Origin of the sequence: Senegalia sp. (in: firmicutes) (assembly GCF_052088025.1) — a bacterium.
In the GTDB taxonomy this organism is placed as follows: domain Bacteria; phylum Bacillota; class Clostridia; order Tissierellales; family SIT17; genus Anaeromonas.
The window spans coordinates 1-24073 of the sequence record NZ_JBQCYD010000034.1 but is presented as its reverse complement, the minus strand read 5'-3'; the positions used below and the strand labels follow the sequence as shown (position 1 = coordinate 24073).

The window sequence follows — 24073 nt, the reverse complement described above, 5'->3', positions numbered from 1 at the left end:
TTTCTTGTGGATAACACAGATATTTTTAAAAATCACATTCTGCAACTATCTAATTAAATTAATATAAATTTCAAACACAATTACTATAATACATTAAATTATAATAACTTTTGTTAAATCCATGTTAAATTTAGTTCGGGAAATTTAATACATATTTGGAAAGCCAATTTGTCTTAAGGCTTCGTAAACTACTATATTAACTGAATTTGATAAATTAAGTGATCTTGCATTCTCATTTTTGATCATAGGTATTCTCATTGTTTTTTCTTTGTTCTTATTTAATATATCTTCTGGTATACCTTTTGTTTCTTTACCAAAGATTAAAAAACAATTTTCATTGAATTTCATATCAGCATAAGATTTTTTGGATTTAGTTGTAGCATAAAAGAAGTTATTTGAATCATTTTTTTCTTTAAATTCTTCAAAACTATCATAATAATATACATCTAATAAATTCCAATAATCCAGTCCTGCCCTTTTAAGATGTTTACTATCTAAAGAAAATCCAAGTGGTCTTATAAGATGTAATTTAGAGCCTGTGGCTGCACAAGTTCTGGCTATATTGCCTGTGTTTTGTGGTATTTCTGGTTCCATTAAAACTATATTTATACTCATCATTTTCCTCCAATTAATTTAAAACATATTTTTCTATTGCCTTTGCAACTCCATCATTATCATTAGTATCTGTTACAAAAGAAGCATAGTTTTTGACCAAATCTATTCCATTTCCCATAGCTACAGAGGTCCCAGCAAATTCAAGCATTGATAAATCATTTTCATTGTCTCCAATTGCAATTACTTCTCCTCTCTTTATATTATAGATTTCACATAGTTCTTTTAAAGCTTTTCCTTTGGATACACCTTTATACATTATATCAAAACTTCCATGCATAGAACTTACAATTTCTATATTTTTATTTTTTGATAATTCTTCTCTTGCTTTTATGACCTTTTCTATATCATCATCTACAACAACCATTTTATAAACCTTTAAATCCTTTTCTTCTATTAATTCCATAGGATTTTCTATCACTTCTATATTGATTTTATTTTCTTCATTTTGTTTCTTACTCCATTCATAATATTTTAAAGAGTTATATTTTAGGTCCTTAGTATAAAAGTTTTCATTGTCATAAAAGTGATAATATAAATCATTTTCATCTAAAACTTTTATGATTTTTTTAATATCTTCTTTTTTTATGGAGTTTTCTATTATTATATTTGAAGGATTGTACTCACTTACATAACCACCATTACAAGCTATTATAGGTGTTGCTACTTTTAGTAGTTTTGCAAAATAAGTAGCTGATGAAAATATTCTACCAGTAGAAACTACCACTTGTATACCTTTTTGTGTTGCTTTTAATATTGCTTCTTTGTTTTTTTCTGATACTTTTTCTTCACTATTTAATAAAGTACCATCCATATCAATTGCTATTAATTTGTATTTCAATTTAAATCTTCTCCTTTATATTATATACTTCTTTTATTATATACCTTTTGTATGATGTATTTCAAAGTACCTTTTTTATCCCTCATTTCCTTACTTAAATTATCAATTATTATTTGTATATTTTTCTCTGATTTGTAATCTAAATCTTGATTAGCATATATTGTTTTTATATAAATATCTATAAAATATTTCAAATCTGAATTTGCCTTGTTATTTATATCAACTTTTTTTATAAACTCAATATCAGTTTCTCCAAGCTCTTTTTGGTATCCTAAATAAGCTAATATATTTAAAATCTTTTTATAATAACCCTTTGCTTTTTCTTTAGAATCATATCTTTTAAAATTTTTATTATCAATATTTTCTTTCACAAAAATATATAAGAATAAAGATATTATTAAAATAAGTAGAGACAATATTATATAAAAAGAAGATCTCAGAAAAATATTTCCTGGATTATTTTTATTGTTGTTTTGGTCTTTACTATCTGTATTTTCTTGTTTACTATTATAGTTTTCTTCAAGCATTTCTTCCAGCTGTTTTTCTTTGCTTTCGTTGTTTTGAATGCTTTCAGGATTAGTAAAATCATCTTCTGTTTCTTCTTCATTAGTATCTGGTAAATTATCAGGTATGCTATATGCTGGAGTCGCCTCAAATACCATCCAACCATAACCGTTTATATAGGCTTCTACCCACGCATGTGCATTTTCACTATATACTTCATATTTTCCTTCTTCATTTTTATCTCCTGTAATAAAACCTTCTACATATCTTGTAGGTATATCTATAGTCCTTGCCATGACTGCTAAAGAAGATGCAAAATAAGTGCAATATCCTTCTGATTTTTCAAATATAAAATTATCTACGAAATCATCATATTCTTCATTTCCAGGCTTTAATGAATATGAATAATTGTCCCTTAAATAATTTTGTAAAATCAACATCTTTTCATAGTCATTAGGCATGTCTTTTGTTAATTCTAATGAAAGATTCTCTGTCCTTTGTGTAACTGTATCTGGTAATTTTAAATATTTTTCATTTTTTTCATAATCAATGTCAACTTTATTTTTATCAAAATATGGAATCAGAGATTTAACACTATAACCATCTTCACTAAGTATTACTTTATTAGTATATATTTCATATTCATCACTGGAATAATATACTTCATCATAATTTATTTTTATTGGTATATAGGAGCTAAATATAGTAGAAGTTGTCAGATTTATATGATTTACTTCATATTCTAATTCAGTATAGCTATTTAAATTCTTTTTTTCTATATCTATATCATCATTGCTTTGGTATTCTTTTACTTGATCTTCTTCACTCTTCCAATAGGAACCTGTATATTCATCTTTTACTATTCCTTTTAAATAAAGAGGTCTATCTGATTCTACCTCCATTACTAATTGGTTGTTTATCTCAATATTACCCCCAAGAGTTCTTTCTTGATTTTGATAAGGGGTAAATGTCAAATCAAATTCTAGATTCTTACCATAGCCCTGTGATTTTTTTAAATTATTTCTCCACTCAGTAACTTGTGGAAAATTTGTTTGGACCTTATCATCCATCCACCTCCATTTTATAGGAGGATTATCCTTGGGCAATATAAAAGCTATTAATATTATTGTAAGGGTAACTATAAAGGAATATATAAAAAGATATTTACTTTTATAATTAGTATCATCCTTTTTTTCTCTCTTCCAATCTATAAATTTACTCTTTAATCTATTAAAAGTATATAATGAAAATACCGAAAATATAAAAATATAATAATAATTAAAAGCACTGTTTTGATACCAAAACCATCTGTATAAGAAAAATGATGTAACACTTATTAATAAAGGATACATTCTTTTAAATTTAAATACTGTAATATATATAAACAAGGATAAAATTATTGTTAATAATATTAAAAATATATTAAAATAAATATTATTAAATATTGCCTTATTATTTATAAAATCCTGAGCCCACAATAAAAAATCATTTATACTATTAATCAATAAAATAAATTTTTCATTGTAATATTCATTATAAATTACAGAAACTAAAAACATTGTAATAATAGTCACAATTAAAAAAATAGGTTTTTTATCAAATATAAAAAAAACTATTAAAGAAATTAATGTCACTATTATTATAATAATTATAGCATTTAAATCAAAATCACCTTTTAAATCACCTAGAATTACTCCTATTGTAGAAAAAATAATTATTATAGTAAAAAATGTTTTATAAAGAAAGTCAAAAGTTTTATTCATATCTATCACCTAAAACCTTTTCTAGATTGTCATCGTTGTATAGTTTGTATATTATTATATTTAATGATTTGAGTTTTAAAATTCTTTCATCATCTATTTTTGAAAAAGAGTCTCTGATAATAAAGATAGTTATATTTATTCCCATCTTTCTAATGTTCAAAATTGTATCTATCATGGATTTATCAATCTCTATGGTAGCAATTACTATTGTAGTACCTAATGAAGTTATATTAACTTCTTCTAATATAGTATCTGATAACTTTCTATTCATTTTAGGACTTATGGTTACCATATTATCTAAAAAGCTATTAAAAAGAGATATATTATTTAATTTCATTTTTAATTTCTTGTCTGTATAGCTTATAAATTCTGTTTCAATATTATTTTTTAAAGTAAAATGAATTATGCTAGAAGTGATTTCTATTAATACATCTTCTAATGATTTGTTATTTCTTAAAAATTTACTTTCTTCAAAATCCATAAAAACTTTCACATTTATTTTTGAAGATGTATTAAAATTCTTAACAAAAAATTGTCCTTTTCTTGCACTTGTTTTCCAATGTATTCTTCTAAGGCTATCTCCTGGAGCGTATTCTCTTAAGTTTTTAATATTAGAATAATCTTCATTATGTTTTTCATTTGTTTTATCTGAACCAAAAAAATCTTTTCCAAATAAATTTATATTTTTTATATCATAAATTTTAGGGTATATTATTATATCCAAAGAATCTTTTAATGTCATTTTAGATTTTTTTATAGAAAATATATCTTCTATTATGATATCTAAATTTCCTACATCATATTTACCTCTATGGAGAGATTTATATTCCTTTTTTATTTTAATATAATCAAATGGCTTTATAAAGAAAATCTTTGCATTATCTTTTTGCTTTATTAATCTTTCATTTATATTCTCTTCTATTTCTATATAAGGAATTGGAAGCAAACCACTATTATATATTTTATATTCTATCTTAAATATTTCCCCTCTTGTGAATTTATATTTATTTATCCAAAAAACACCTTGTAAATTTTTTTTATTGTAATTATTAGAAAAAGTAGAGTAGATTATAGTTAATATAATTAAAAAAAATAATAAAAAAGGAAATTTCCCACCTACAAATATTGAAAATAAAAACATTATAAGAGCTAATATATAAAACATTATTTTTCTATTCATATAATCACCCTTATATTTCTAGCTTAGAAAAAATCTTCATCAAAACTTCTTGTGAACTTATATTGTTAAATCTTGTTTCAGGTCTTAAGATTATTCGATGTGAAAAAACTGATAAATATAATTTCTTTATATCATCTGGTAAAACAAAATCCCTACCTTTAATATATGCAAATGATTTTGATGCTTTATAAAGAAGTAATGATCCTCTTGGACTTACTCCTAATTTTATATCTTTATGATTTCTTGTATTATTTGCTAACTTTACAATTATATCTTCTATTTCAGATGACACATGTACTTCTTGTACTTCTTTTTGAATTTCTCTAATCTCTTTTAAATTTAAAACTGGCTTTAATTCTTCAATTGGTGTTTTTTTTGCATAATTTCTCAAAATTTTCTTTTCACTTTCATTATCTGGATAACCTAAACTCATTTTCATCATAAATCTATCTAATTGAGCTTCTGGCAGAGGAAAAGTCCCTTCATATTCAATAGGATTTTCTGTTGCAAGAACCATAAAAGGATATTCTAGATGATAAGTTTTACCTTCTACTGTGATTTGCATCTCTTGCATAGCTTCAAGTAAACTTGATTGAGTTTTTGGGGAAGTTCTATTTATTTCATCTGCTAATAATATATTAGTAAATACTGGTCCTTTTTTAAATTCAAATTCATTGTTTTTTGGATTAAATATAGATACACCTGTTATATCAGATGGTAATAAATCAGGTGTGAATTGAATCCTTCCAAATTCACTATCTAATGATTTTGCAAGACCATGGACTAAATTAGTTTTTCCAACTCCAGGCACATCTTCTAAGAGGATATGACCTTCTGCAAGTAAACAAGTTATTATGTCTATTATTTCTTTCTTTTTACCAAATATAACCTTATCTATGTTTTCTATCAGATTTTGTATTTTTTTATTCATATTTTCTCCTTTTTTCAGAATTTTCGGTTTTGTTGTTTGCTTTAGTTATATTATACCATTACTAGTACAAATTAAAAACTCTTGGTTTCCCAAGAGTTTTTAATTTCCCAATATAATTATTTCTTCATTTGCCTTATAATAATCACTTGAAATTATATTTTTAGACTTTAATTTATTATCTTCATATATAATTCTATATACCTTTACCTTATAGCCTTTTCTACCTTTTTTAATTATTTTCTTTTCACCTTTAGGTAGATTCTCATCTATAGATATATTTACATCATAATTAATTATATCTTCAATAAATGATTCAATTTTTATTTTTTTTTTATATCTTGAGTGTTTCCATAAATTTTAAATTCAATACTGTTTTTATAGGGGTTTCCTTCTATATATATAGGATAGTCATAAGTATTTTTTATTTTCAAATCTAAGTAATCATAAGCAACTGTAGCATCTCTTCCTTTGGGGACATATGAAGCTGGAATAGAGTGAGGTGCCCTTTCTGTAATTTCTATGCCTGATAGTAAGGCTGCATTATAAAGAGTAGTAGAAACTTGACATACTCCTCCTCCATAATCCTTTACATATTCTCCATTTAATATTACATTGGCTAAGAAATATCCATTAGATTTACTTCTTTCACCTGTGGTCTTATTAAAAGATAATTCTTCCCCTGGTAAGAGTAACTTCCCATCTATTGCCCTAGTTGCAATTTCAATATTTTTTACTCTATTTATATTTCCACTTGAAAATGATGTAGAAAAATTTGAAATTACCCCATTTATTTCTTCTAGTATCTCTTGTGTTATTTCAGGCTTTATATATGTTATTGGTAAAGAAATAGAATATTTTTTATTGTTTATTTTTTTTATTACTTGTCTTTTAATATCTTTCTTACTTAATTTTATACCAATTTCCTCTTTAATTATTTCTATGTTTCCATTACTTATTTTAATGTCTGCATTTTTCTCTTTCTTTGAAATATCTGATATTATTTTTTTAGATATTTCATTTAATTTTTTATTGTTAAATACAAACTCTAGATTATAATCATATCTTTTATTTCTCATCATAAAAATATTTATCATATTTTTAAATTGATTTTTATCTTTTCCATTTTTAAGTGACTTTTTTACTGCTTTTTCATAATCATAGTTTCCATCTATGTCTTTTAATGTAATTTCTTTTCTATATTCTTTGAAAGATAAAATTATATTCTTTCTTACAAATTCTCCTTCTAATTTTTCTTTTAATAATGCTATTGCTTCTTTTTCATTTAAACCCCCTACATATATATTGTTTATATAAGTTTTTCCAAAAATTGTTTCTTCTTTCGAATAATTAAGAAAAATAAAGGTAAATATTCCCAAAATTAATATCAAAACTAAAATAACACTTATACTATTTTGTTTTTTTCTCCAATTATTATTTTCTTTCATAACTTCCTCCTAAAAAATCTACTATATTTTATAGTATTCTAAGAGTTTTATATTTATGAAATATTTATTTGTTTTTATAATATAAGCAATACTCATTTAAGGGACATTCACTACATTTGGGACTTCTTGCCTTGCAAATCCTTCTACCATGAAATATTAACCAATTATGTGCATCTGTCCATGAATCTTCATCTATATTTTTCATAAGTTGTTTTTCTGTCTCATCTACATCTTTTGCATTTACAATACCTATTCTGTTGGATACACGAAAAACATGTGTATCTACTGCTATTGCATTCTTTCCAAATACATTACTTATTACTACATTTGCGGTTTTTCTTCCCACTCCAGGTAATTTCATTAGTTCTTCTCTAGTATTAGGAACTTCACCATTATAGTCCTCTAAAAGTATTTCACAAGTCCTTAAAATATTTTTACTTTTATTTCTAAAGAATCCTATGCTTCTTATCTTTTCTCCTAATTCCTCAGTTGAAAGTGTCAAAAAATCACTAGGCGTTTTATATTCTTTATACAACTCTTTTGTAATAGAATTTACTCTTTTGTCTGTAGATTGAGCGGAAAGAATGGTTGATATTAAAAGTTCAAAGGGATTTGTAAAATCAAGTTCTGATTTTGCATCAGGATATAATTCTTTTAAAATTTCTAACACTTCTTTTATTTCTTTTTTATTTAGCTTTTTTTTCATCTTACCCTCCAACTAAAGTATTTCTATAAAATGATTTGTTATTTCTAATCTGCTATCTCTTTCTATAAAATTTAATACATTTGATATAGTGCTATTTGCATGACTTGTATCATTAGTTACAATAGAAAAGGCAATGGTAGCTATTTGCCATTTATCATTATTATCCACTTCAGAAATGGATACATTAAATCTTGATTGTATCCTACCTATAATGCTTTTTAAGACATGTCTTTTTTCTTTTAGTGAGTTAGTATCATATATGAACAATTCTACACTACATGCACCTATAATCATATTTATCACTCCAATTAAAACTTTACTTATTATATTATATAAAAAAGGGCACTTAAAGTGCCCCTTATTTATATGATTTCCATTTCTTTTCCTATTTTTTCAAATGCATCTACTGCTCTATCTAATTGTTCTTTAGTATGACCTGCTGTTACCATGCATCTTACTCTTCCCATTCCTTTTGCTACAGTAGGAAATACTATTGCAGAAACAAATACTCCCTCTTCCTTAAGTCTCTTGCTAAAATTCATACTTTTAGCTTCGTCACCTATCATAACAGGAGTTATAGGAGTTTCACTTTTACCTGTATCAAAGCCTAATTTACCTAATTTTTCTTTGAAATATTTTGCATTATCCCATAATTTATCTGTATATTCTTCTGTTTCCATAAGTATCTTAACAGCTTCTATGATAGCTCCAACTGCTGCTGGTGGAAGTGAAGTTGAAAATAAAATTGGTCTACCTCTATGATTTAACCACTCTTGTGCTGCTTTACTTGTAGCAACATATCCACCTATTACACCTATTGCTTTTGAAAGTGTACCTATAGTGAAATCAACTCTTCCATGAAGATCAAAATGATCTACTGTACCTCTACCACTTTTACCTAATACTCCTGAACCATGAGCATCATCTACATAGGTCATAGCATTATATTTTTCAGCTAATTCTACAATTTCAGGTAATTTTGCTAAATCTCCATCCATACTAAATACTCCATCTGTAATTATTAATACATTTTTATGAAATTCTCTTTTTTCTTTTAAAATTCTTTCTAAGTCTTCCATATCTGAATGTTTAAATATTGCTTTATCTGCTTTACTTAATTTAACTCCATCAATTATACTTGCATGATTTAATTCATCTGATATTATAAGATCTTGTTTATCAGTAATAGCTTGAATAGTACCTGCATTACAGTTAAATCCTGATTGATAAACCATAACTGCTTCTTCTTTTTTAAACTTTGCAAGTATTTCTTCTAACTCCTCATGTATATCCATATTTCCAACTATAGTTCTAACAGCACCAGATCCAACACCATATTTTTCTACTGCTTCTATAGCTGCTTTTTTAAGTCTAGGATGATTTGCAAATCCTAAATAGTTATTTGATGATAGGTTTATAACTTTTTTACCATCTAATATCACTTCTGCTTCATTAGCACCTTCTAATACTGGTAATTTCCTATATACACCATCTTCTTTTAATTCTTCTATTTTCTTTTCTAGAAATTGAGTATTTCCCATTTTTACACTACCTCCTTAAATTGTATAATACTATATTCAATAAAAAATTTATAAACCCTTCAAAATAAATATTATTTTTTATAAATTTATTATTTTTATATGATTACATTAAATATAAATATCACTATCATAATTACTGCTATTGTACTATTTAACACTACACCAATCAAGTAACCTATGAATCCTGCCATTCCTATTCTAAATGAATCATTAAAATTCCTTCTTATAATCAATTCTCCAATTATAGTCCCTACAAATTGTCCAATTATAAGACCTATAAAGTTAAGTGATAAAAATCCTATGATTCCTCCTGCTATAGCTCCTATTATACCATATCTTGAGCCACCAACTTTTTTTGTGGTAATTAAAGAAGTTACATTATCAAGTACTATAGTTAAAATAGAGAGTATTAAAAGTATTACTAGACTAGTTATAGATAATTTTTCAAACTTTGTTATTATTCCATATATTAAACTAGTAAAAAATATAAGTCCAGGTCCTGGTATAGCTGGTAGAAAAGTTCCTATGAGACCTATGAACATTAAAATTAATGATATAATTATTAAAATTAAATTCATACTTTACCCCCTTGAGACTCAGACTATGCTTCTTCTCAATTTTTATTTTAACATATTTAAATCTAAAATATACTCACAATATTATTTATACCCATAATTTCAATTATAAATAAATAGAAATATTAAATCTATAATATAAATAGTATATACTTATTTATATTATTTTATTTTATGATATAATTATTATTAATATTTAATTAGAATGGAGAGTTATTAAAATGATGTTTGTAGATAGAAACCCTTTAAAGAAATTTGATTATTATTTACTTTTTCTTATATTGATATTAACTTCATATGGATTTTTTTCAATATATATTGCAACCGGTGCCTTGTCAGCCCTCAAAAGTCAAGCTATAGCATTTATTATAGGAGTTATTGCTGTCATGATTTTATCCCTTATTGACTATGACATATGGGGCAAACTTTATATCCCTATATATATATTATCAAATGGATTACTTTTAGCTGTAGTACTATTTGGTACAGGTTCGGAGCAATGGGGAGCTGATAGTTGGCTTGTTATAGGAGGATTTAGTTTTCAGCCTTCTGAGATAGTAAAGATAGGTATTATTATATCTCTTGCTAAATTTATAGAGATAAACAAAAAAGATATAAATAATGTCTTTACTCTTATAAAAGTTTTAACCTTTGCTGTTATTCCTATTTTATTAGTAGTAGAAAATGACTTTGGTACAGGACTTGTATTTATATTTTTTACATTTATTATGCTCTTTGTAGCAGGTTTAAATTATAGATATATTATATATGCTTTAATAGCAGGACTTATATCTTTACCTATATTATGGTTTGGGTTTTTAGGTGAATTTCAAAAAAATCGAGTATTAATATTTTTAGATCCTTCACTAGATCCCATGGGTGCGGGATATCAAAGTACTCAATCTAAAATTGCAATAGGTTCAGGTCAACTTATTGGTAGACTTATGACAACAGATGGAAATTTAAATGAGAAAATTGAATGGGTTAAAAAAAGTGGTTTTACAGGTTTAAACTGGTTGCCAGAAAAGCATACAGATTTTATATTTGCAGTTATAGGAGAATCTTTCGGATTAATAGGTGGGCTTTTATTAATCTTTTTATTTTTATTATTATTATATAGATTAGTAACAATAGCTAAAAAAGCTAAAGATTCATTTGGCTCCTTAATTGTAATAGGAATTGCGGCTATGATAACTTTTCATATAATAGAAAATATAGGAATGACTATGGGACTTATGCCTGTAACTGGTATTCCTCTTCCCTTTATTAGTTATGGAGGAACATTTCTTTTAACTAATATGATTGCAATGGGCTTTGTCTTTAGTATAGCAATGAGAAAAAGTCAAATAAACTTTTAAAAAAAAGCTAAATGCACGTGCATTTAGCTTTTAGCTTTTTTTTAAGCTGATTCATATAATAGTCTATCCTTATCTAATACTTCATTTGGTAAATCTTCAAACAATTTTACTAGATCAGAATCACTCCATCTAGGTTTTGGTTCAAATACTGCTATTTTACTCAGATAGATTATATATTTTTTTCCATGCATTCCTAATGGTTGTAGATATTCTGATATTGCTCCACATCTTTCAAACACTTGCCTTATTGAAGATTGAATTAAACTTTCATTTTCACTAACCTCACCTATTGGAAATTCCCAGCATTTTTGTTTAGAATTAAATGACATAACAAATTTATCTTCAAAATAAGGAATTACAATAGCTTTTATATTTTCATTAACTTCCATATAATCACCATACTATCATCTTTTACTATATAATACTTAAGACAATAGTAATTTGACATTAATATTTAAAAAATACTTAAATTAAGCTCTTTTGATAATTCATATAAGGCTTTGTAGCCACCAATAGAATTTCCCTTATCATCTAAAGAAGGTCCGAATGTAGCTATTCCCATTCTATGTGGTATTGATGCCATTATACCTCCTCCAACACCACTTTTTGCAGGAATTCCAACCTTTATAGCAAATTCCCCAGAACCATTATACATTCCACATGTAACCATAAAAGTTTTTACAATTCTAGATATATCTTCAGATACTAACTTTTGTCCTGTGGATGGCAATATTCCTTGATTGGCCAAAAATAAACCCATCTTAGCTAAATCTACACAATCAACCTTAATTGAACATTGTTTAAAATAGACATCTAGTATGTCTTCAATATCACCTTCTATGATCCCTACATCTTTCATGAAATATGCCATAGCCCTATTTCTATGTCCTGTTTTCTTTTCAGATAAATAGACCTCATTATCTATCTCAAGATTATCATTTTCAGATATCTTTTTCATGAAAGATAATAATCTATTAAATTTTTCTTCTTTATCTTTTCCTTTTATTAAAGAGGACACTACTATAGCCCCAGCATTTATCATAGGATTTAAAGGGCGTGATGGCATAATTGTTTCAAGTTTTATTATAGAGTTAAAGGCATCCCCAGTAGGCTCCATGCCTACTTTATCAAAAACTATTTCCTTGCCATTATCCATTAAAGCCATCATCAAAGATATGGTTTTTGATATACTTTGTATAGTGAATTTTTTATTGTAATCTCCTGCTTTATAAATATTACCTTCCATATCTGCTATACAAATACCTAAATCTTTGGCATTAGCCTTTCCAAGTTCTGGTATATATGTTGCAACTTCTCCTTCTAAAGTAAGATCTTTATTATTTTCTATTATTTTATTTAGTTTCTTTTCCATAAAAACACCTACTCTTCTTCTCTATAGGCACTTCCGCCTATAAATTCTTTTAATATAGATGTAGATGGTATCATATCATCATTTCTTATCACTTTAAAATAATTTAAAAATTTAAGCAATCTTTTTGCTTCAGCAAAATGAATACTTGATCTATCTATTTGTTGAAGTAAGGGTTCTGCATATTTTCTAAGCACTGCAAGTTCATATACAAGTGCTGAATTAAACATTATATCTGCTTCTTCTTGATAAGGAAAAATATTTTTCTCTTCTCCTCTTCTTACAGATTTCCATAATTCAAGTGTGCCTTCAGCACTTCTTCCCCTATACATGCTATCTCTTACTATTCTTCTAATTAATCTATTATCTGTAGTATGAATTCTATTATGATCATCTATATTTAATTGTGTTAAGGCACTTATATATATTTTATATTTATACATATGAGGGATTTGGTTTGTAAGCTTTTCATTTAATCCATGTATTCCTTCAATTATTATAGGTTGATTTTTTTCAATACTAAAATCCTTGATTTTTATTTCTCTTTTACCATCCACGAAATCAAATTTTGGTATATCCACTTTCTTACCATCTAATAAACCTATTAAATCATTGTTGAATTTCTTTATATCTACAGCTTCTATAGTTTCAAAGTCATAATTACCCTCATCATCTAAGGGTGTATGTTCCCTATCAACAAAGTAATCATCTATGGATAATGAAACTGGTCTTTTACCATTTATTTTTAGCTGAGTATATAACTTTTGAGCAAATGTAGTTTTGCCAGAAGAAGATGGACCTGCTATTAAAATTATCTTTATTTTTTCATCTTCACATATTTTATCTGCTATATTTGCAATTTTTTTCTCATGAAAAGCTTCAGATATTCTTATTATTTCAGGGATTTCTTTATTAATTATTTTTTCATTTAATGATGCAACATTTTCAAGTTTTAATATTTCAACCCATTTTTCTGCTTCCTTAAAAATTTGAGCTAATTTATTTTGTTCTATTAACTCAGGTATCTCATAATTATTATCCTTTCTAGGATATCTAAGTATTATGCCTGGATGATAATATGTTAAATCAAAAGAATTTATACATCCAGTTGAAGGAGCTAAATAACCATAAAACTTATCATATAATCCATCTAATTCATATATATGAATCTTTTCTTTCTTCCTATATTTTGCAAGCTCTAATTTATCATTCATTCCTTGTTTTTCAAAAATTTTAATTACTTCAGGTGTTTTCATAAGTTTTCTTTTTATTGGTAAATCTTTTTTTATTATTTCATTCATTTTTTCTTTTATCAAATCGATATCTTCTAAGTTAAGATCATTATCTTTATGTATTTCAACATAGAGTCCTTTACTAAGTGAATGTTCTATAGTTGTTCTAGCACCTTTAAAAACTTCATCTACAGCTTTTATTAGGATAAATGTTAATGTTCTTACATATACTCTAAATCCATCTTTATCTTTTATATCTAATAATTCTAAATCTGTACTAGATTGTAATTTATAGTCCAGATGCTTTATTTCATTATCCATCCTAGCAGCTAAATAATTCTTATCTTCTTTAAAGTTACTATTTTTTATAAGATTTCTTATACTAGCACCTTTTTCTATATTTATATTTCTATTTCCATCTATACTTATATTTAAAATCATATCTTACCTCCTAAATTATATTAGTGTAATATATAAAAATTGATTCTTAATTTATATACTTAATTATTAAAAACATGATATATAATTTCTTCATATTCAGGTGAAAGTGGTATTTCGAAAGTTTTATCATTTAAATATTTCAAATCATTTTCCAAGCCATTAAAAGTTATTTTATATGCTAATAAAAATTGTGACTTTAAATTAAAATTTTCATTCTGATTTTTTTTACCATATTTTTTATCACCTAAAACAGGATTGTTTACATAGCTTAAATGTGCTCTGATTTGATGAGTTCTTCCTGTAACTAATTTCACTTCTACAAGTGTATAATTTTCATTGAATTTCAGAGGTTTTATTTCAGTAATTATTTTTTTTGAATTCGAGATTTCTTCTTTTGAAATTTTAACCTTATTTTCTTTATTGTTTTTTATAAGATAATCTTCTAATATCATTTCTTTATCTATTTTTCCATATACTAGAGCTTTATAATATTTTTCTATATATTGTTCCTTAATAGCTTTGTTTATAGCTTTAAGAGCATTGTGATTCTTTGAAGCTATTATTATACCTTCTGTATTTCTATCAAGTCTATTTGATATAGCTGGAGTAAAACTTTTTTCTGTTTCAGGATTATATTCATTTTTTTCTATTAGATAATTTATTAAAGCATTTGATATGCTTTTTTCATCTTCTTTATTTGAATGAGAAATATCTCCCCTTTTCTTATTTATTAATAGTATATTTCTATCCTCATAAATTATATCTAATTTTATATTTGATTTTACCTCTATTATATCACTTTTAAACTTATCTATTGTTTGATCAGATAAATAAAAGTTTATTTCATCATTTAATTTTAATATATCTTCTGGATAAGCTCTTTTAGAATTTAATTTAATTCTTTTTTTTCTTATCATTTTTTGAATGAATCCTTTAGGTGCTTTATCCATATATTTTAAAAGAAATCTATCCATTCTTTGTCCTTCATCGTTTTTATTTATTTTTATCTTTATCATTTTATCACCTCTTAATTTTTACTATATCTATTATCATAATACGTAAGAGCTAGTTAAGACAAGTTCTATTTTCTATATTTAGTGTTTATTGATTATTATAGCTGAATTATGATATTATTATATATAGTATTTAAATATATGTAATTTAGAAAGGAGCAAGCTATGAAGAATTTTTTAGAAAGATTAAAGGACTTTATATATAACTATATAGATTTTGTTATGATTATTTTAGTTATAGTTTTAATAGGCGGTATTATTTTTTGGAGATTAGATATTTTATTTGGTGATACTAATATTGATGAAAGCACTGAAGAAATAAAGACAGAAGAACCTAAAGAAAAACCTGAGAAAGAATCTGATCCTAAGCAAGAGCCTAAAGTTGAAGAAGAAAAAGAAGAAGAAACTCCATCTCAAGAAGATACTTCAAAAGTTGATGAAAATGTAAAGATTAGTATAGAGCAAGGTTCATCTTCGGAAACAGTTGCACAAACTTTATTTGATAAAAAGCTTATAAATGATAAAAGAAAATTTTTGCTTAGATTATCTGATTTAGATTTGGAAACCAATATCCATCCTGGAAATTTTGAACTAAACAAAAACTCTGATATAGATACTATAATTAAAATTCTTACAAATAAAATTTAAAGAAGGTAGATTAATCTACCTTCTTAATATTTCACATTTACATATTCATCAATAATTGATTTCCTACTATCATTTTGAAAAACTTTTTCTTTTTTCAGAATATCTAGTATCTTAAAGCTTTTTGAATGAAATATAGCTTTATCAAATTCTTTTAAGTTTATTTCATATAATTTACCTTGAAGACTATCGGAATTAACATTTATATAATATGCTTCCATATTTTTGAATTTAAGAAATTTAAGAAACTTCAGTGTGGATTTATCTTTTTCACCATAATAATAATATCCTTCATCTAGAAATGATTGATAATATTTAACTGGCTCTCCCTTATCTTTTAAATGCTTTGCTTCCATATAATAATATTTTGCTAACATATTATAATATTGATAATTATACATTCCCTTTTCAAAGCTATCAATATTTTTAAAAGGTTTAACATTTAATTTTTCTATAAACTCTACATTTTCCATTATATATTCCCTTTTAGAAATATCTCCTATTTTAAATTTCATAATGAGAGCATCCCTGTGATTAAAAAACTTATCGAATTTACTTTCTTCTTTACTACTTATCATATTTACACCCTATCTATTTATAATGTCTAATTCTTCATTGCTTAGTTCTTTATATTCACCTAGTTTAAGATTAGAATCAAGGTATAAACTACCCATCTTAACTCTCTTTAGATAAATCACCTTTTTTCCCAAAGCTTCAAACATCCTCTTTACTTGATGAAACTTTCCTTCTCTTATTATAACATAACACTCAGAAATTTCATCAGAAACTTTTATATCTAACTCTGCTGGAAGAGTTAGGTTTTTTTCCCCTATATCAATTCCTTTTATGAAACTTTCTTCATCAAAATTATCAAGTTTCCCACTAACCTTTACAAAATATTTCTTATCTATATGTTTTTTTGGTGATAATAATTTATGGGCTAATTCGCCATCATTTGTTATTAAAAGTAATCCTTCTGTATCTTTATCTAATCTTCCTACTGGAAAGGGTTTAAATGCTTTATATTTATCATCTATTAAATCGATTACAGTTTTATTAAAATTATCTTCTGTGGCTGAAATTATGCCAGCTGGTTTATTTAACATCAGATATATAAACTTTCTATAATCTATTATTTTTTCATTAAATTTTATTATATCTTCATAAGGATTAACTTTAACTGAATTATCTTTTATTGTTTGTCCATTAACCTTTACCATTTTTGATTTGATTTTTTGTTTTATTTCTTTTCTTGTTCCATATCCTAAGTTTGATAATATCTTATCTATTCTTTCCTTTTTTGACATTTAAAATCCTCCTAAATCCTATAATTACTTCGAATACATTTTATATTTTAACACATACTAAGATTATTCCATAATAAAGGAGGCTTATTTATGACAACTCAAAAAACAAACTCACACCTTCCTGGAGTAGTATGTAGCGTTAATACTTGCTATTATAATGCTGAAGGTAATTATTGTAATGCTAGTAAAATACAAATAAATCCAATGAATGCTAAAAATGCTGAAGAAACGGATTGTACAACTTTTGAAAAGAAATAGATAAAGGGCTTATTTAAGCCCTTTATTTAAATTGATTTAATGCCTTTCCATTAAGATAATCACATTTTTCTCCTTGTATTATATTTTTATCTTCCATTTCTTTTAAAATTTCTTCTTTTATTTTCCACCAACTTGTATTCCAATTAACAAAGAGGGTATCTTCTTTTGGGGCTCTTCCTATCAATCTTTCTACCACTATATCTTCTTTTAAATATTTTAAAAATAATACTACTCTTTGTATATATTCATCTTTTGAGATAAGTTTTATTAAATCTTTCTTATACATATCTCCTAAGGCAGTATTTTCAACAATATATAAAGAATGTATTTTGACTTGATCTATATCAAGTGCAGATATAATTTTAGCATTTTCAATTACATCCATATTATCATCCCAAGGAAGATCTAATATAAGATGTAAACATATTCTAAAACCATATTTTTTTATTCTAATAACACTATCTATAAGTTCTGCCAAAGTATGACCTCTATTTATCTTTTTTAAAGTATGATAGTTTACTGTTTGAAGTCCTAATTCTATTGTAATATTTATATTTTTTTCTTTACTAAATTCTTTTAAAAACTTTAGATATTTATCTGATATAGAATCTGGCCTTGTTGATATTGAAATTTCTACTATATCTTCTATGACAGATTCTTCTATTAGTTTTTTAAATCTTTCAAATTCCATGTAAGTATTTGTGAAATTTTGAAAATAAGCTATAAACTTTTTAGCTTTATATCTTTTTTTAATATATTCTTTATTTTTTTCTAATTGACTTTTTACTGAAATACTATTAGATAGAGATTCAAATCCAGTACCAACTTCTCCACAAAATATGCAGCCTCCTCTACCCACACATCCATCTCTGTTAGGACAAGTAGTATCTATATTTATTGGTAATTTATATACCTTTTCTCCATATTTATCTTTTAGAAATTTAGAATATACCCTATAAAATTTATTTTCATCCATTTTTTAATCACCTTTTCTTTAATACTATTATTCTATATTAAAACTTATAAATTATCAATTAAGATATAAAAATGGATAGCTTTAATGTGAAAGCTATCCATTTATTTTATTTAATATTTATTTATATTTTACTTGGACTAGGATTGTGACTAAATTTAAACTTGTATAAAAATGTTGCAAGTGCTAGTATTGCTACTATTATTCCTACAGGATAAGATATTGTTTGTGGTAATTGAAAGCCTTCTGGTGCTTGAAATATATAAGTTACACTTACTGCTGTCATAAATGTTCCTGGCACTGTAGCAATCCAATGGTTCTTATTAATTGTAATTAAATAAGCTGCTGTAGCCCATAGAACTATGGTTGCAAGTGTTTGATTTGACCATGCAAAATATCTCCAAATTATATTAAAATCTATTCTTGTAAGTGCAAATCCTATTACAAATAAAGGAATTGCAACTAATAATCTTGATTTAGTTTCTGATTGTTTATAATCTAAAGCATCTGCAATTACAAGTCTTGCACTTCTAAATGCTGTATCACCTGATGTAATAGGTGCTGCTATAACTCCGAGCATTGCAAGTACTCCTCCAACTCTACCAAGTAGTGAAGAGGATATTGTGTTTACAACGCCTGCAGTTCCTCCACCATTGATTAAAGCATCATTTAATCCTCCAACTCCTCCATTAAAGAATGTCATAGCTGCTGCTGCCCATATAAGAGCTATTATACCTTCTGCTATCATTGAACCATAAAATACCTTTCTACCATATTTTTCATTAGGTAGACATCTTGCCATCATTGGAGCTTGAGTTGCATGGAATCCACTAATAGCTCCACAAGCTATAGTTACAAAAAGCATTGGCCACAGGGATAAACCACCTGGATGAAGATTTTTCAATGTTACTTCTGGTATATTATATCCTTTTATTATTAACATTGAACCTATTCCTGCTGCCATTATAAGTAGAGCAGCCCCAAATAGAGGATAAATTTTGCCTATTATTTTATCTACTGGTAATATTGTAGCAAGAAAATAATAAATTATGATTATAGCAAGCCAAATATTTAAACTTCCAAGTCCTGCAAAATTCAAATTAGCAAGTAATTGAGCAGGTCCTGTCATAAAAACTGTACCAACTAATATAAGTAATACTACAGAAAATACTCTCATTATCTTTCTAGCATTTTCTCCTAAATAAATCCCTACAATCTCTGAAATACTTTTACCTTCATGTCTAACAGATAGCATTCCTGAAAAGTAATCATGTACTCCTCCAGCAAAAATACTACCTAAAACAATCCATATGAATGCTGCTGGACCAAATAAAGCTCCCATTATAGCACCAAATATTGGACCAAGTCCTGCTATGTTTAAAAATTGAATAAGAAATATTCTAGGCCAACTAAGTGGCATAAAATCAACACCATCTTCCATTGTAATTGCTGGTGTTTTTCTGTTTTCATCTGCCCCGAAAACCTTTTCCACAAATACTCCATAAGTGAAGTAACCAATTATTAATATTGCTATTGAACTAAAAAATGAAATCATATAAATTCCTCCTATTAATTTGTATACTGATATTGTATTATATTTATAGTAATTAATAGGCATTTTAAGCTTAATTGTATTAAGTCACATGTGAAGTGCAATATAAGAGTTTGAATGGGAACTAAATGATATTCATTATCATTTTAAATTCTTTTAATTGTCCCCTACTTACAGGTATGTTTTCATTATAGTACTTTAATTTTATATTATAACTTTGATTAAACCATGGTTCTATTTTTTCTATATAATCCATATTTACAACAAATGATCTATGACTTTTAAAAAAATTATCATTATTTATATTTTTTTCAAAATGTGATAGTGATTCATGATATATAAACTTATCATTTTTTGTTATTATGACAGTGTTTTTATCCTCAACTGTTGCAAGTATTATATCCTTTATCTCTATTGGATAAAAAGCACCTTCTTTATATAAAGTTAACTTATCCAGAGTTACTTCCTTTTTCTTTTGTAATTTATTAATTATATTATTTAATTTAATTTCATATTTTTCATTTCTAAAACCTAGTCCTAGACGTAATTTATCTATAGTTTTATCTAATCTTTGTTCTGATATTGGTTTTAATAAATAGTCTATTGCATCTAATTCAAATGCTTTAATTGCATATTCATCATAAGCTGTAATAAAAACAATAAGTGGAATATTGTCTTCTTTATTTATTATTTTATTTGCTACTTCTATTCCTGATATTTTTGGCATATTTATATCTAAAAATATCATATCAGGTTCTAATTTTTCTACAGCCTCCATGGCACTAAGCCCATTATTTTCTTCTCCTATTATTTCTATATCTTTATACTTGCTTAATAAATATATTATTTCTTCTCTTGCTGGAAGCTCATCATCTACAATTAAAGCTTTGATTTTCATATTAATACTTCCTCCTTTGGTAATAATATTGTTACTTTTGTTCCTATATCCTTTTGACTTTTAATATTAATCCCATACTCATCCCCATATACTAACTGTATCCTTTTATGAACATTTAATAATCCAATAGAATCCTTCTGATTTTTTTCATCTAATATACTCTTGATTTTTTCATCATTCATTCCTTCTCCATTATCTTCTACTACAATTTCTATCATTTCATTTTTATTATAAGCAGATATAGAGACATTTCCACCTTCTATAGAATTCATTATTCCATGTTTTATAGAATTTTCTACTATAGGTTGAATTAGTAATGGTGGAATTTTAATCTCTAAATCTTTCTCTATATTAAATCTAACTTCTAATTTATCTCCAAATCTTGCTTTTTCTATTTCTAAATAAGAATTTATATGTTCTAATTCCGTATATAAATCTACCAATTCTTGAGATTTATATAAATTTTTTCTGAAATAAAACCCTAAGTGTATTAATAATTCACGTGCCTTATCAGGTTTAGTCCTTATTAATGAAACTATAGTATTAATTGCATTAAATAGAAAGTGGGGATTAATTTGAGCTTGTAAGGCAGTAAGTTCAGCTTTTGTAGCAAGCTCTTTATTTTCTTCTATTTTTCTTAACTCAATTTGTGTAGAAAACAAAGAACCTAGGCCAAGTGCAAGTTTAACTTCAGTTGGAGATATGGTATTTCCTTTCTTTTTATATAATTTAAGTGTTCCTACTATTTTTTCTCCTTCTTTTAAAGGTACTATTATAGCTGATTTTAATTTACATTTATCTTTTTCACAACCAATCTCATTTGGGCTATTTGCTATTTTATAATTTGCAGAAGATAAAACACTATGTGTTAAACCTGTTTTTATTATATCTCCTGAATTATGATGATCTTCCCCTTCTCCCTTATGTGCTAGAATTATACGTGTATTGGTTAATGCTACTGCCTTAAATGAAGTCATTTCAAATATAATTTCTGAGACTTTATCTGCTGTTTGAAAATTAAATCCCTGTCTGAAGTGATGCAAGGTTTCATTTGCAATCTTAAGTGCTCTTTCAGCTTGAAATGCTCCTTCTAGTTCTTTATCTTTTAATACACTATTAACTATAGCAATAGTTATAGATATCCCTACTCCATTTGCTATTATCATTGGTATCCCTATTATATTTACAAGTTCTATTGCTAAATCAAATGGTTTTGCTACAATTATTATAATTAACATTTGTATAACTTCAGCTATAGCACCAAAAAACAAAGCAAATAACCATTTATTCTTAGATTCAAAAAACTTTTTACTAAGTAAACCTGCCATTATACCTTCTACAGTGGTAGATATTGCGCATGCAAGAGCCGTAAATCCACCTATATCTATAGCAAATCTATGCATACCTGCTATAACTCCTGAGAGCATTCCTACAAAAGGCCCACCAAAAAGCCCACCTACAAATACCCCTATAATTCTAGAATTAGCAAGTGCTCCTTCTACCGGGGCACCTGAATATGTGCCCACTATACCAAGTAATCCAAAAAATATAGAAAATATAATCTTATCTGTATAACTTGATTTTTCTTTTGATATAAGTTGCCTTATAACTGAAACTTTAGATAATATAAAAGATAATATTGCTATTATGCTAACACTATTTATTAAACTTCTTAAAATATAAATAATCATTTTTTAACCTCTTTCTAAACATTCTATAATTATTTTAACTTAAAAACAAAAAAATAAAAAGACATAAATAATACTGCCTAATTTATCCTAACATTATTTTAAGATTTTAGGAAATAATAAAAGCATGCCTTTAAAAAAGGAGGTTATTATTACATGAATATAGTCGAAGGTTCAATTCCAACTGCAATTGGTGCTGTAGTTACAACTGCTGGATTATTATCTAGAAAAAAAGCTAAAAAAAGTTTAGCTTGGGGAGTAGTAGGATTTGGTATTGCTCATGTAGTATTAGGTGGTATAGATTATTTTCAGCATAAAGATGAAAGTTTATAAAAAAATAAGTGAAATGGCCTAGGCCATTTCACTTATTTTTTGTCTATAGTATATTTTTCTTTAAGTTCATTTGTTTTATCTAAATAAAGTTTGTTTTGTTTCATACCAATTAATTGTTGATTAATTTGGTCTCTTACTTCATCTAAAACTAATTCTCTAGAATCTTTTTTATCTTCTAATTTTATTATATGATAACCAAATTGAGTTTTTACAGGCTCACTTATTGTTCCAACTTCCATATTAAATGCTGCCTCTTCAAATTCAGGTACCATACGACCTTTAGTAAAATATCCTAAATCTCCACCTTTTTCTTTTGACGGACAAGTAGAGTATTTTTTAGCTGCTTCTTCAAAATTCATTCCATCATTTATTTCTTTTGATGCTTTTTCTGCTTCTTCTTTTGTTTCAACTAAAATATGACTTGCTTTAGCTTGTGGTTCTTCTTTAAAAGAATCTTTATTTTGATTGTAATACTCAGTTATTTCTTCTTCTGTAGCTGTAGCATCACTTAATAAATTTCTCATAGCATATTGTTTTAATAAACTAGCTTTTGCTCTTTCAAGTTCAAATTTAAATTCATCTTCTTCATCCATATTTTTATCTTTTGCATCTAGATAAAATAATTCTTGATTTATTAATTCTTCTAATAATCTTTCTTTTCCTTCTTCTGAGTTAAATTGCATAGCTTGTTGTTGTCCTAAGCTTTGAAGTAATTGTTGAATATCTAATTCCGTTATTTCCCTTCCTTCAACTGTTGCTAGTACTTTGTTATTCATGTTTTCCATGTAAACTCTCCTTTATAATAGATTTCATTAATAATGATAACAGATATCTTTAAATCTGTCTAATGGACATAGAGTAGGAGGTAAATAATTATTTTATTTACCGACCTCTCACACCACCGTACG

At 26.1% G+C, this 24073-nt stretch carries 26 protein-coding genes; 4 read left to right on the top strand and 22 right to left on the bottom strand.

The annotated features are described in order from the left end of the window. Window positions 1-144: 144 nt before the first annotated feature. The 11 genes from trmL to ACTHUW_RS09370 all read right to left on the bottom strand — a co-directional run bounded on the left by trmL (window position 145) and on the right by ACTHUW_RS09370 (window position 10101). A complete protein-coding gene (gene trmL, locus ACTHUW_RS09420; protein ID WP_442199253.1) occupies window positions 145-615 on the bottom strand; it encodes a tRNA (uridine(34)/cytosine(34)/5-carboxymethylaminomethyluridine(34)-2'-O)-methyltransferase TrmL in 471 nt (156 codons plus the stop codon). Between the two features lie 13 nt (window positions 616-628). After that, window positions 629-1453: a Cof-type HAD-IIB family hydrolase gene (locus ACTHUW_RS09415; RefSeq protein WP_442213131.1), complete on the bottom strand. Its 825-nt coding sequence runs from the start codon at window positions 1451-1453 to the stop codon at window positions 629-631. Between the two features lie 20 nt (window positions 1454-1473). Then, a complete protein-coding gene (locus ACTHUW_RS09410) occupies window positions 1474-3720 on the bottom strand; it encodes a transglutaminase-like domain-containing protein (RefSeq protein WP_442213129.1) in 2247 nt (748 codons plus the stop codon). Further along, complete coding sequence (locus tag ACTHUW_RS09405) at window positions 3713-4900, bottom strand: DUF58 domain-containing protein (protein WP_442197739.1); 1188 nt, start codon at window positions 4898-4900, stop codon at window positions 3713-3715. The genes ACTHUW_RS09410 and ACTHUW_RS09405 overlap by 8 nt, the downstream gene beginning before the upstream one ends. Window positions 4901-4910: 10 nt before the next feature. Further along, window positions 4911-5831, bottom strand: coding sequence for an AAA family ATPase (locus ACTHUW_RS09400; RefSeq protein WP_442197740.1), 921 nt, complete (start codon window positions 5829-5831; stop codon window positions 4911-4913). 99 nt (window positions 5832-5930) lie between these two features. Then, window positions 5931-6125 carry a G5 domain-containing protein gene (locus tag ACTHUW_RS09395; RefSeq protein WP_442199254.1) on the bottom strand — a complete coding sequence of 65 codons (195 nt, stop codon included), beginning with the start codon at window positions 6123-6125 and terminating at the stop codon, window positions 5931-5933. A 26-nt stretch (window positions 6126-6151) separates the two neighbouring features. Then, window positions 6152-7276, bottom strand: coding sequence for a VanW family protein (locus ACTHUW_RS09390; protein ID WP_442213127.1), 1125 nt, complete (start codon window positions 7274-7276; stop codon window positions 6152-6154). 64 nt (window positions 7277-7340) lie between these two features. After that, window positions 7341-7982, bottom strand: a complete 642-nt coding sequence (gene nth, locus ACTHUW_RS09385) for an endonuclease III (RefSeq protein ID WP_442197742.1) — start codon at window positions 7980-7982, stop codon at window positions 7341-7343. Between the two features lie 12 nt (window positions 7983-7994). After that, window positions 7995-8276, bottom strand: a complete 282-nt coding sequence (locus ACTHUW_RS09380) for a DUF503 domain-containing protein (protein ID WP_442197743.1) — start codon at window positions 8274-8276, stop codon at window positions 7995-7997. Window positions 8277-8344: 68 nt separating this feature from the next. Continuing rightward, window positions 8345-9523 (bottom strand): glycine C-acetyltransferase, encoded by a 1179-nt coding sequence (locus tag ACTHUW_RS09375; protein ID WP_442197744.1) that lies wholly within the window; start codon window positions 9521-9523, stop codon window positions 8345-8347. A 95-nt stretch (window positions 9524-9618) separates the two neighbouring features. Then, window positions 9619-10101, bottom strand: a complete 483-nt coding sequence (locus ACTHUW_RS09370; protein WP_442213125.1) for a DUF456 domain-containing protein — start codon at window positions 10099-10101, stop codon at window positions 9619-9621. Between the two features lie 218 nt (window positions 10102-10319). Between ACTHUW_RS09370 and rodA the strand changes: the two genes are divergently transcribed. After that, window positions 10320-11456, top strand: coding sequence for a rod shape-determining protein RodA (rodA, locus tag ACTHUW_RS09365; protein WP_442197746.1), 1137 nt, complete (start codon window positions 10320-10322; stop codon window positions 11454-11456). A gap of 41 nt (window positions 11457-11497) precedes the next feature. Here the strand turns inward: rodA and ACTHUW_RS09360 are convergent, their stop codons facing one another. The 4 genes from ACTHUW_RS09360 to ACTHUW_RS09345 all read right to left on the bottom strand — a co-directional run bounded on the left by ACTHUW_RS09360 (window position 11498) and on the right by ACTHUW_RS09345 (window position 15514). Next, window positions 11498-11845: a hypothetical protein gene (locus tag ACTHUW_RS09360; protein WP_442197747.1), complete on the bottom strand. Its 348-nt coding sequence runs from the start codon at window positions 11843-11845 to the stop codon at window positions 11498-11500. 65 nt (window positions 11846-11910) lie between these two features. Continuing rightward, window positions 11911-12828: a glutaminase A gene (gene glsA, locus ACTHUW_RS09355; RefSeq protein ID WP_442197748.1), complete on the bottom strand. Its 918-nt coding sequence runs from the start codon at window positions 12826-12828 to the stop codon at window positions 11911-11913. A gap of 8 nt (window positions 12829-12836) precedes the next feature. After that, window positions 12837-14498, bottom strand: a complete 1662-nt coding sequence (locus tag ACTHUW_RS09350; RefSeq protein ID WP_442197749.1) for a nucleoside kinase — start codon at window positions 14496-14498, stop codon at window positions 12837-12839. Window positions 14499-14557: 59 nt separating this feature from the next. Next, a complete protein-coding gene (locus ACTHUW_RS09345; RefSeq protein WP_442197750.1) occupies window positions 14558-15514 on the bottom strand; it encodes an RluA family pseudouridine synthase in 957 nt (318 codons plus the stop codon). 162 nt (window positions 15515-15676) lie between these two features. On the opposite strand from ACTHUW_RS09345, the gene ACTHUW_RS09340 reads away from it, so the two are divergent. Then, on the top strand, window positions 15677-16159 hold the full coding sequence (locus ACTHUW_RS09340) for a hypothetical protein (protein ID WP_442197751.1): 483 nt from the start codon (window positions 15677-15679) through the stop codon (window positions 16157-16159). Between the two features lie 23 nt (window positions 16160-16182). Here ACTHUW_RS09340 and ACTHUW_RS09335 read toward each other — a convergent pair whose 3' ends face one another. Together ACTHUW_RS09335 and ACTHUW_RS09330 are read right to left on the bottom strand one after the other, a co-directional pair. Then, window positions 16183-16734: a DUF6648 family protein gene (locus ACTHUW_RS09335; RefSeq protein ID WP_442197752.1), complete on the bottom strand. Its 552-nt coding sequence runs from the start codon at window positions 16732-16734 to the stop codon at window positions 16183-16185. Window positions 16735-16743: 9 nt separating this feature from the next. After that, window positions 16744-17463, bottom strand: a complete 720-nt coding sequence (locus ACTHUW_RS09330; RefSeq protein WP_442197753.1) for a pseudouridine synthase — start codon at window positions 17461-17463, stop codon at window positions 16744-16746. Window positions 17464-17553: 90 nt separating this feature from the next. Between ACTHUW_RS09330 and ACTHUW_RS09325 the strand changes: the two genes are divergently transcribed. Beyond that, on the top strand, window positions 17554-17721 hold the full coding sequence (locus ACTHUW_RS09325) for a DUF1540 domain-containing protein (protein ID WP_442197754.1): 168 nt from the start codon (window positions 17554-17556) through the stop codon (window positions 17719-17721). 22 nt (window positions 17722-17743) lie between these two features. Here the strand turns inward: ACTHUW_RS09325 and ACTHUW_RS09320 are convergent, their stop codons facing one another. The 4 genes from ACTHUW_RS09320 to ACTHUW_RS09305 all read right to left on the bottom strand — a co-directional run bounded on the left by ACTHUW_RS09320 (window position 17744) and on the right by ACTHUW_RS09305 (window position 22835). Continuing rightward, window positions 17744-18697: a TIGR01212 family radical SAM protein gene (locus ACTHUW_RS09320; protein WP_442197755.1), complete on the bottom strand. Its 954-nt coding sequence runs from the start codon at window positions 18695-18697 to the stop codon at window positions 17744-17746. 121 nt (window positions 18698-18818) lie between these two features. After that, window positions 18819-20249 carry a carbon starvation CstA family protein gene (locus ACTHUW_RS09315; protein WP_442197756.1) on the bottom strand — a complete coding sequence of 477 codons (1431 nt, stop codon included), beginning with the start codon at window positions 20247-20249 and terminating at the stop codon, window positions 18819-18821. Between the two features lie 121 nt (window positions 20250-20370). After that, window positions 20371-21144 (bottom strand): LytR/AlgR family response regulator transcription factor, encoded by a 774-nt coding sequence (locus tag ACTHUW_RS09310; protein WP_442197757.1) that lies wholly within the window; start codon window positions 21142-21144, stop codon window positions 20371-20373. Further along, a complete protein-coding gene (locus ACTHUW_RS09305) occupies window positions 21141-22835 on the bottom strand; it encodes a LytS/YhcK type 5TM receptor domain-containing protein (protein WP_442197758.1) in 1695 nt (564 codons plus the stop codon). The genes ACTHUW_RS09310 and ACTHUW_RS09305 overlap by 4 nt, the downstream gene beginning before the upstream one ends. A 153-nt stretch (window positions 22836-22988) precedes the next feature. Here ACTHUW_RS09305 and ACTHUW_RS09300 point away from each other — a divergent pair, with 153 nt between their 5' ends. Then, entirely contained in the window at window positions 22989-23165 is a 177-nt protein-coding gene (locus tag ACTHUW_RS09300; RefSeq protein ID WP_442197759.1) for an asparagine synthase, read from the top strand. A 32-nt stretch (window positions 23166-23197) separates the two neighbouring features. On the opposite strand, the gene ACTHUW_RS09295 is transcribed toward ACTHUW_RS09300, so the two are convergent. Continuing rightward, window positions 23198-23950, bottom strand: a complete 753-nt coding sequence (locus ACTHUW_RS09295) for a peptidylprolyl isomerase (RefSeq protein ID WP_442197760.1) — start codon at window positions 23948-23950, stop codon at window positions 23198-23200. Window positions 23951-24073: the final 123 nt, after the last annotated feature.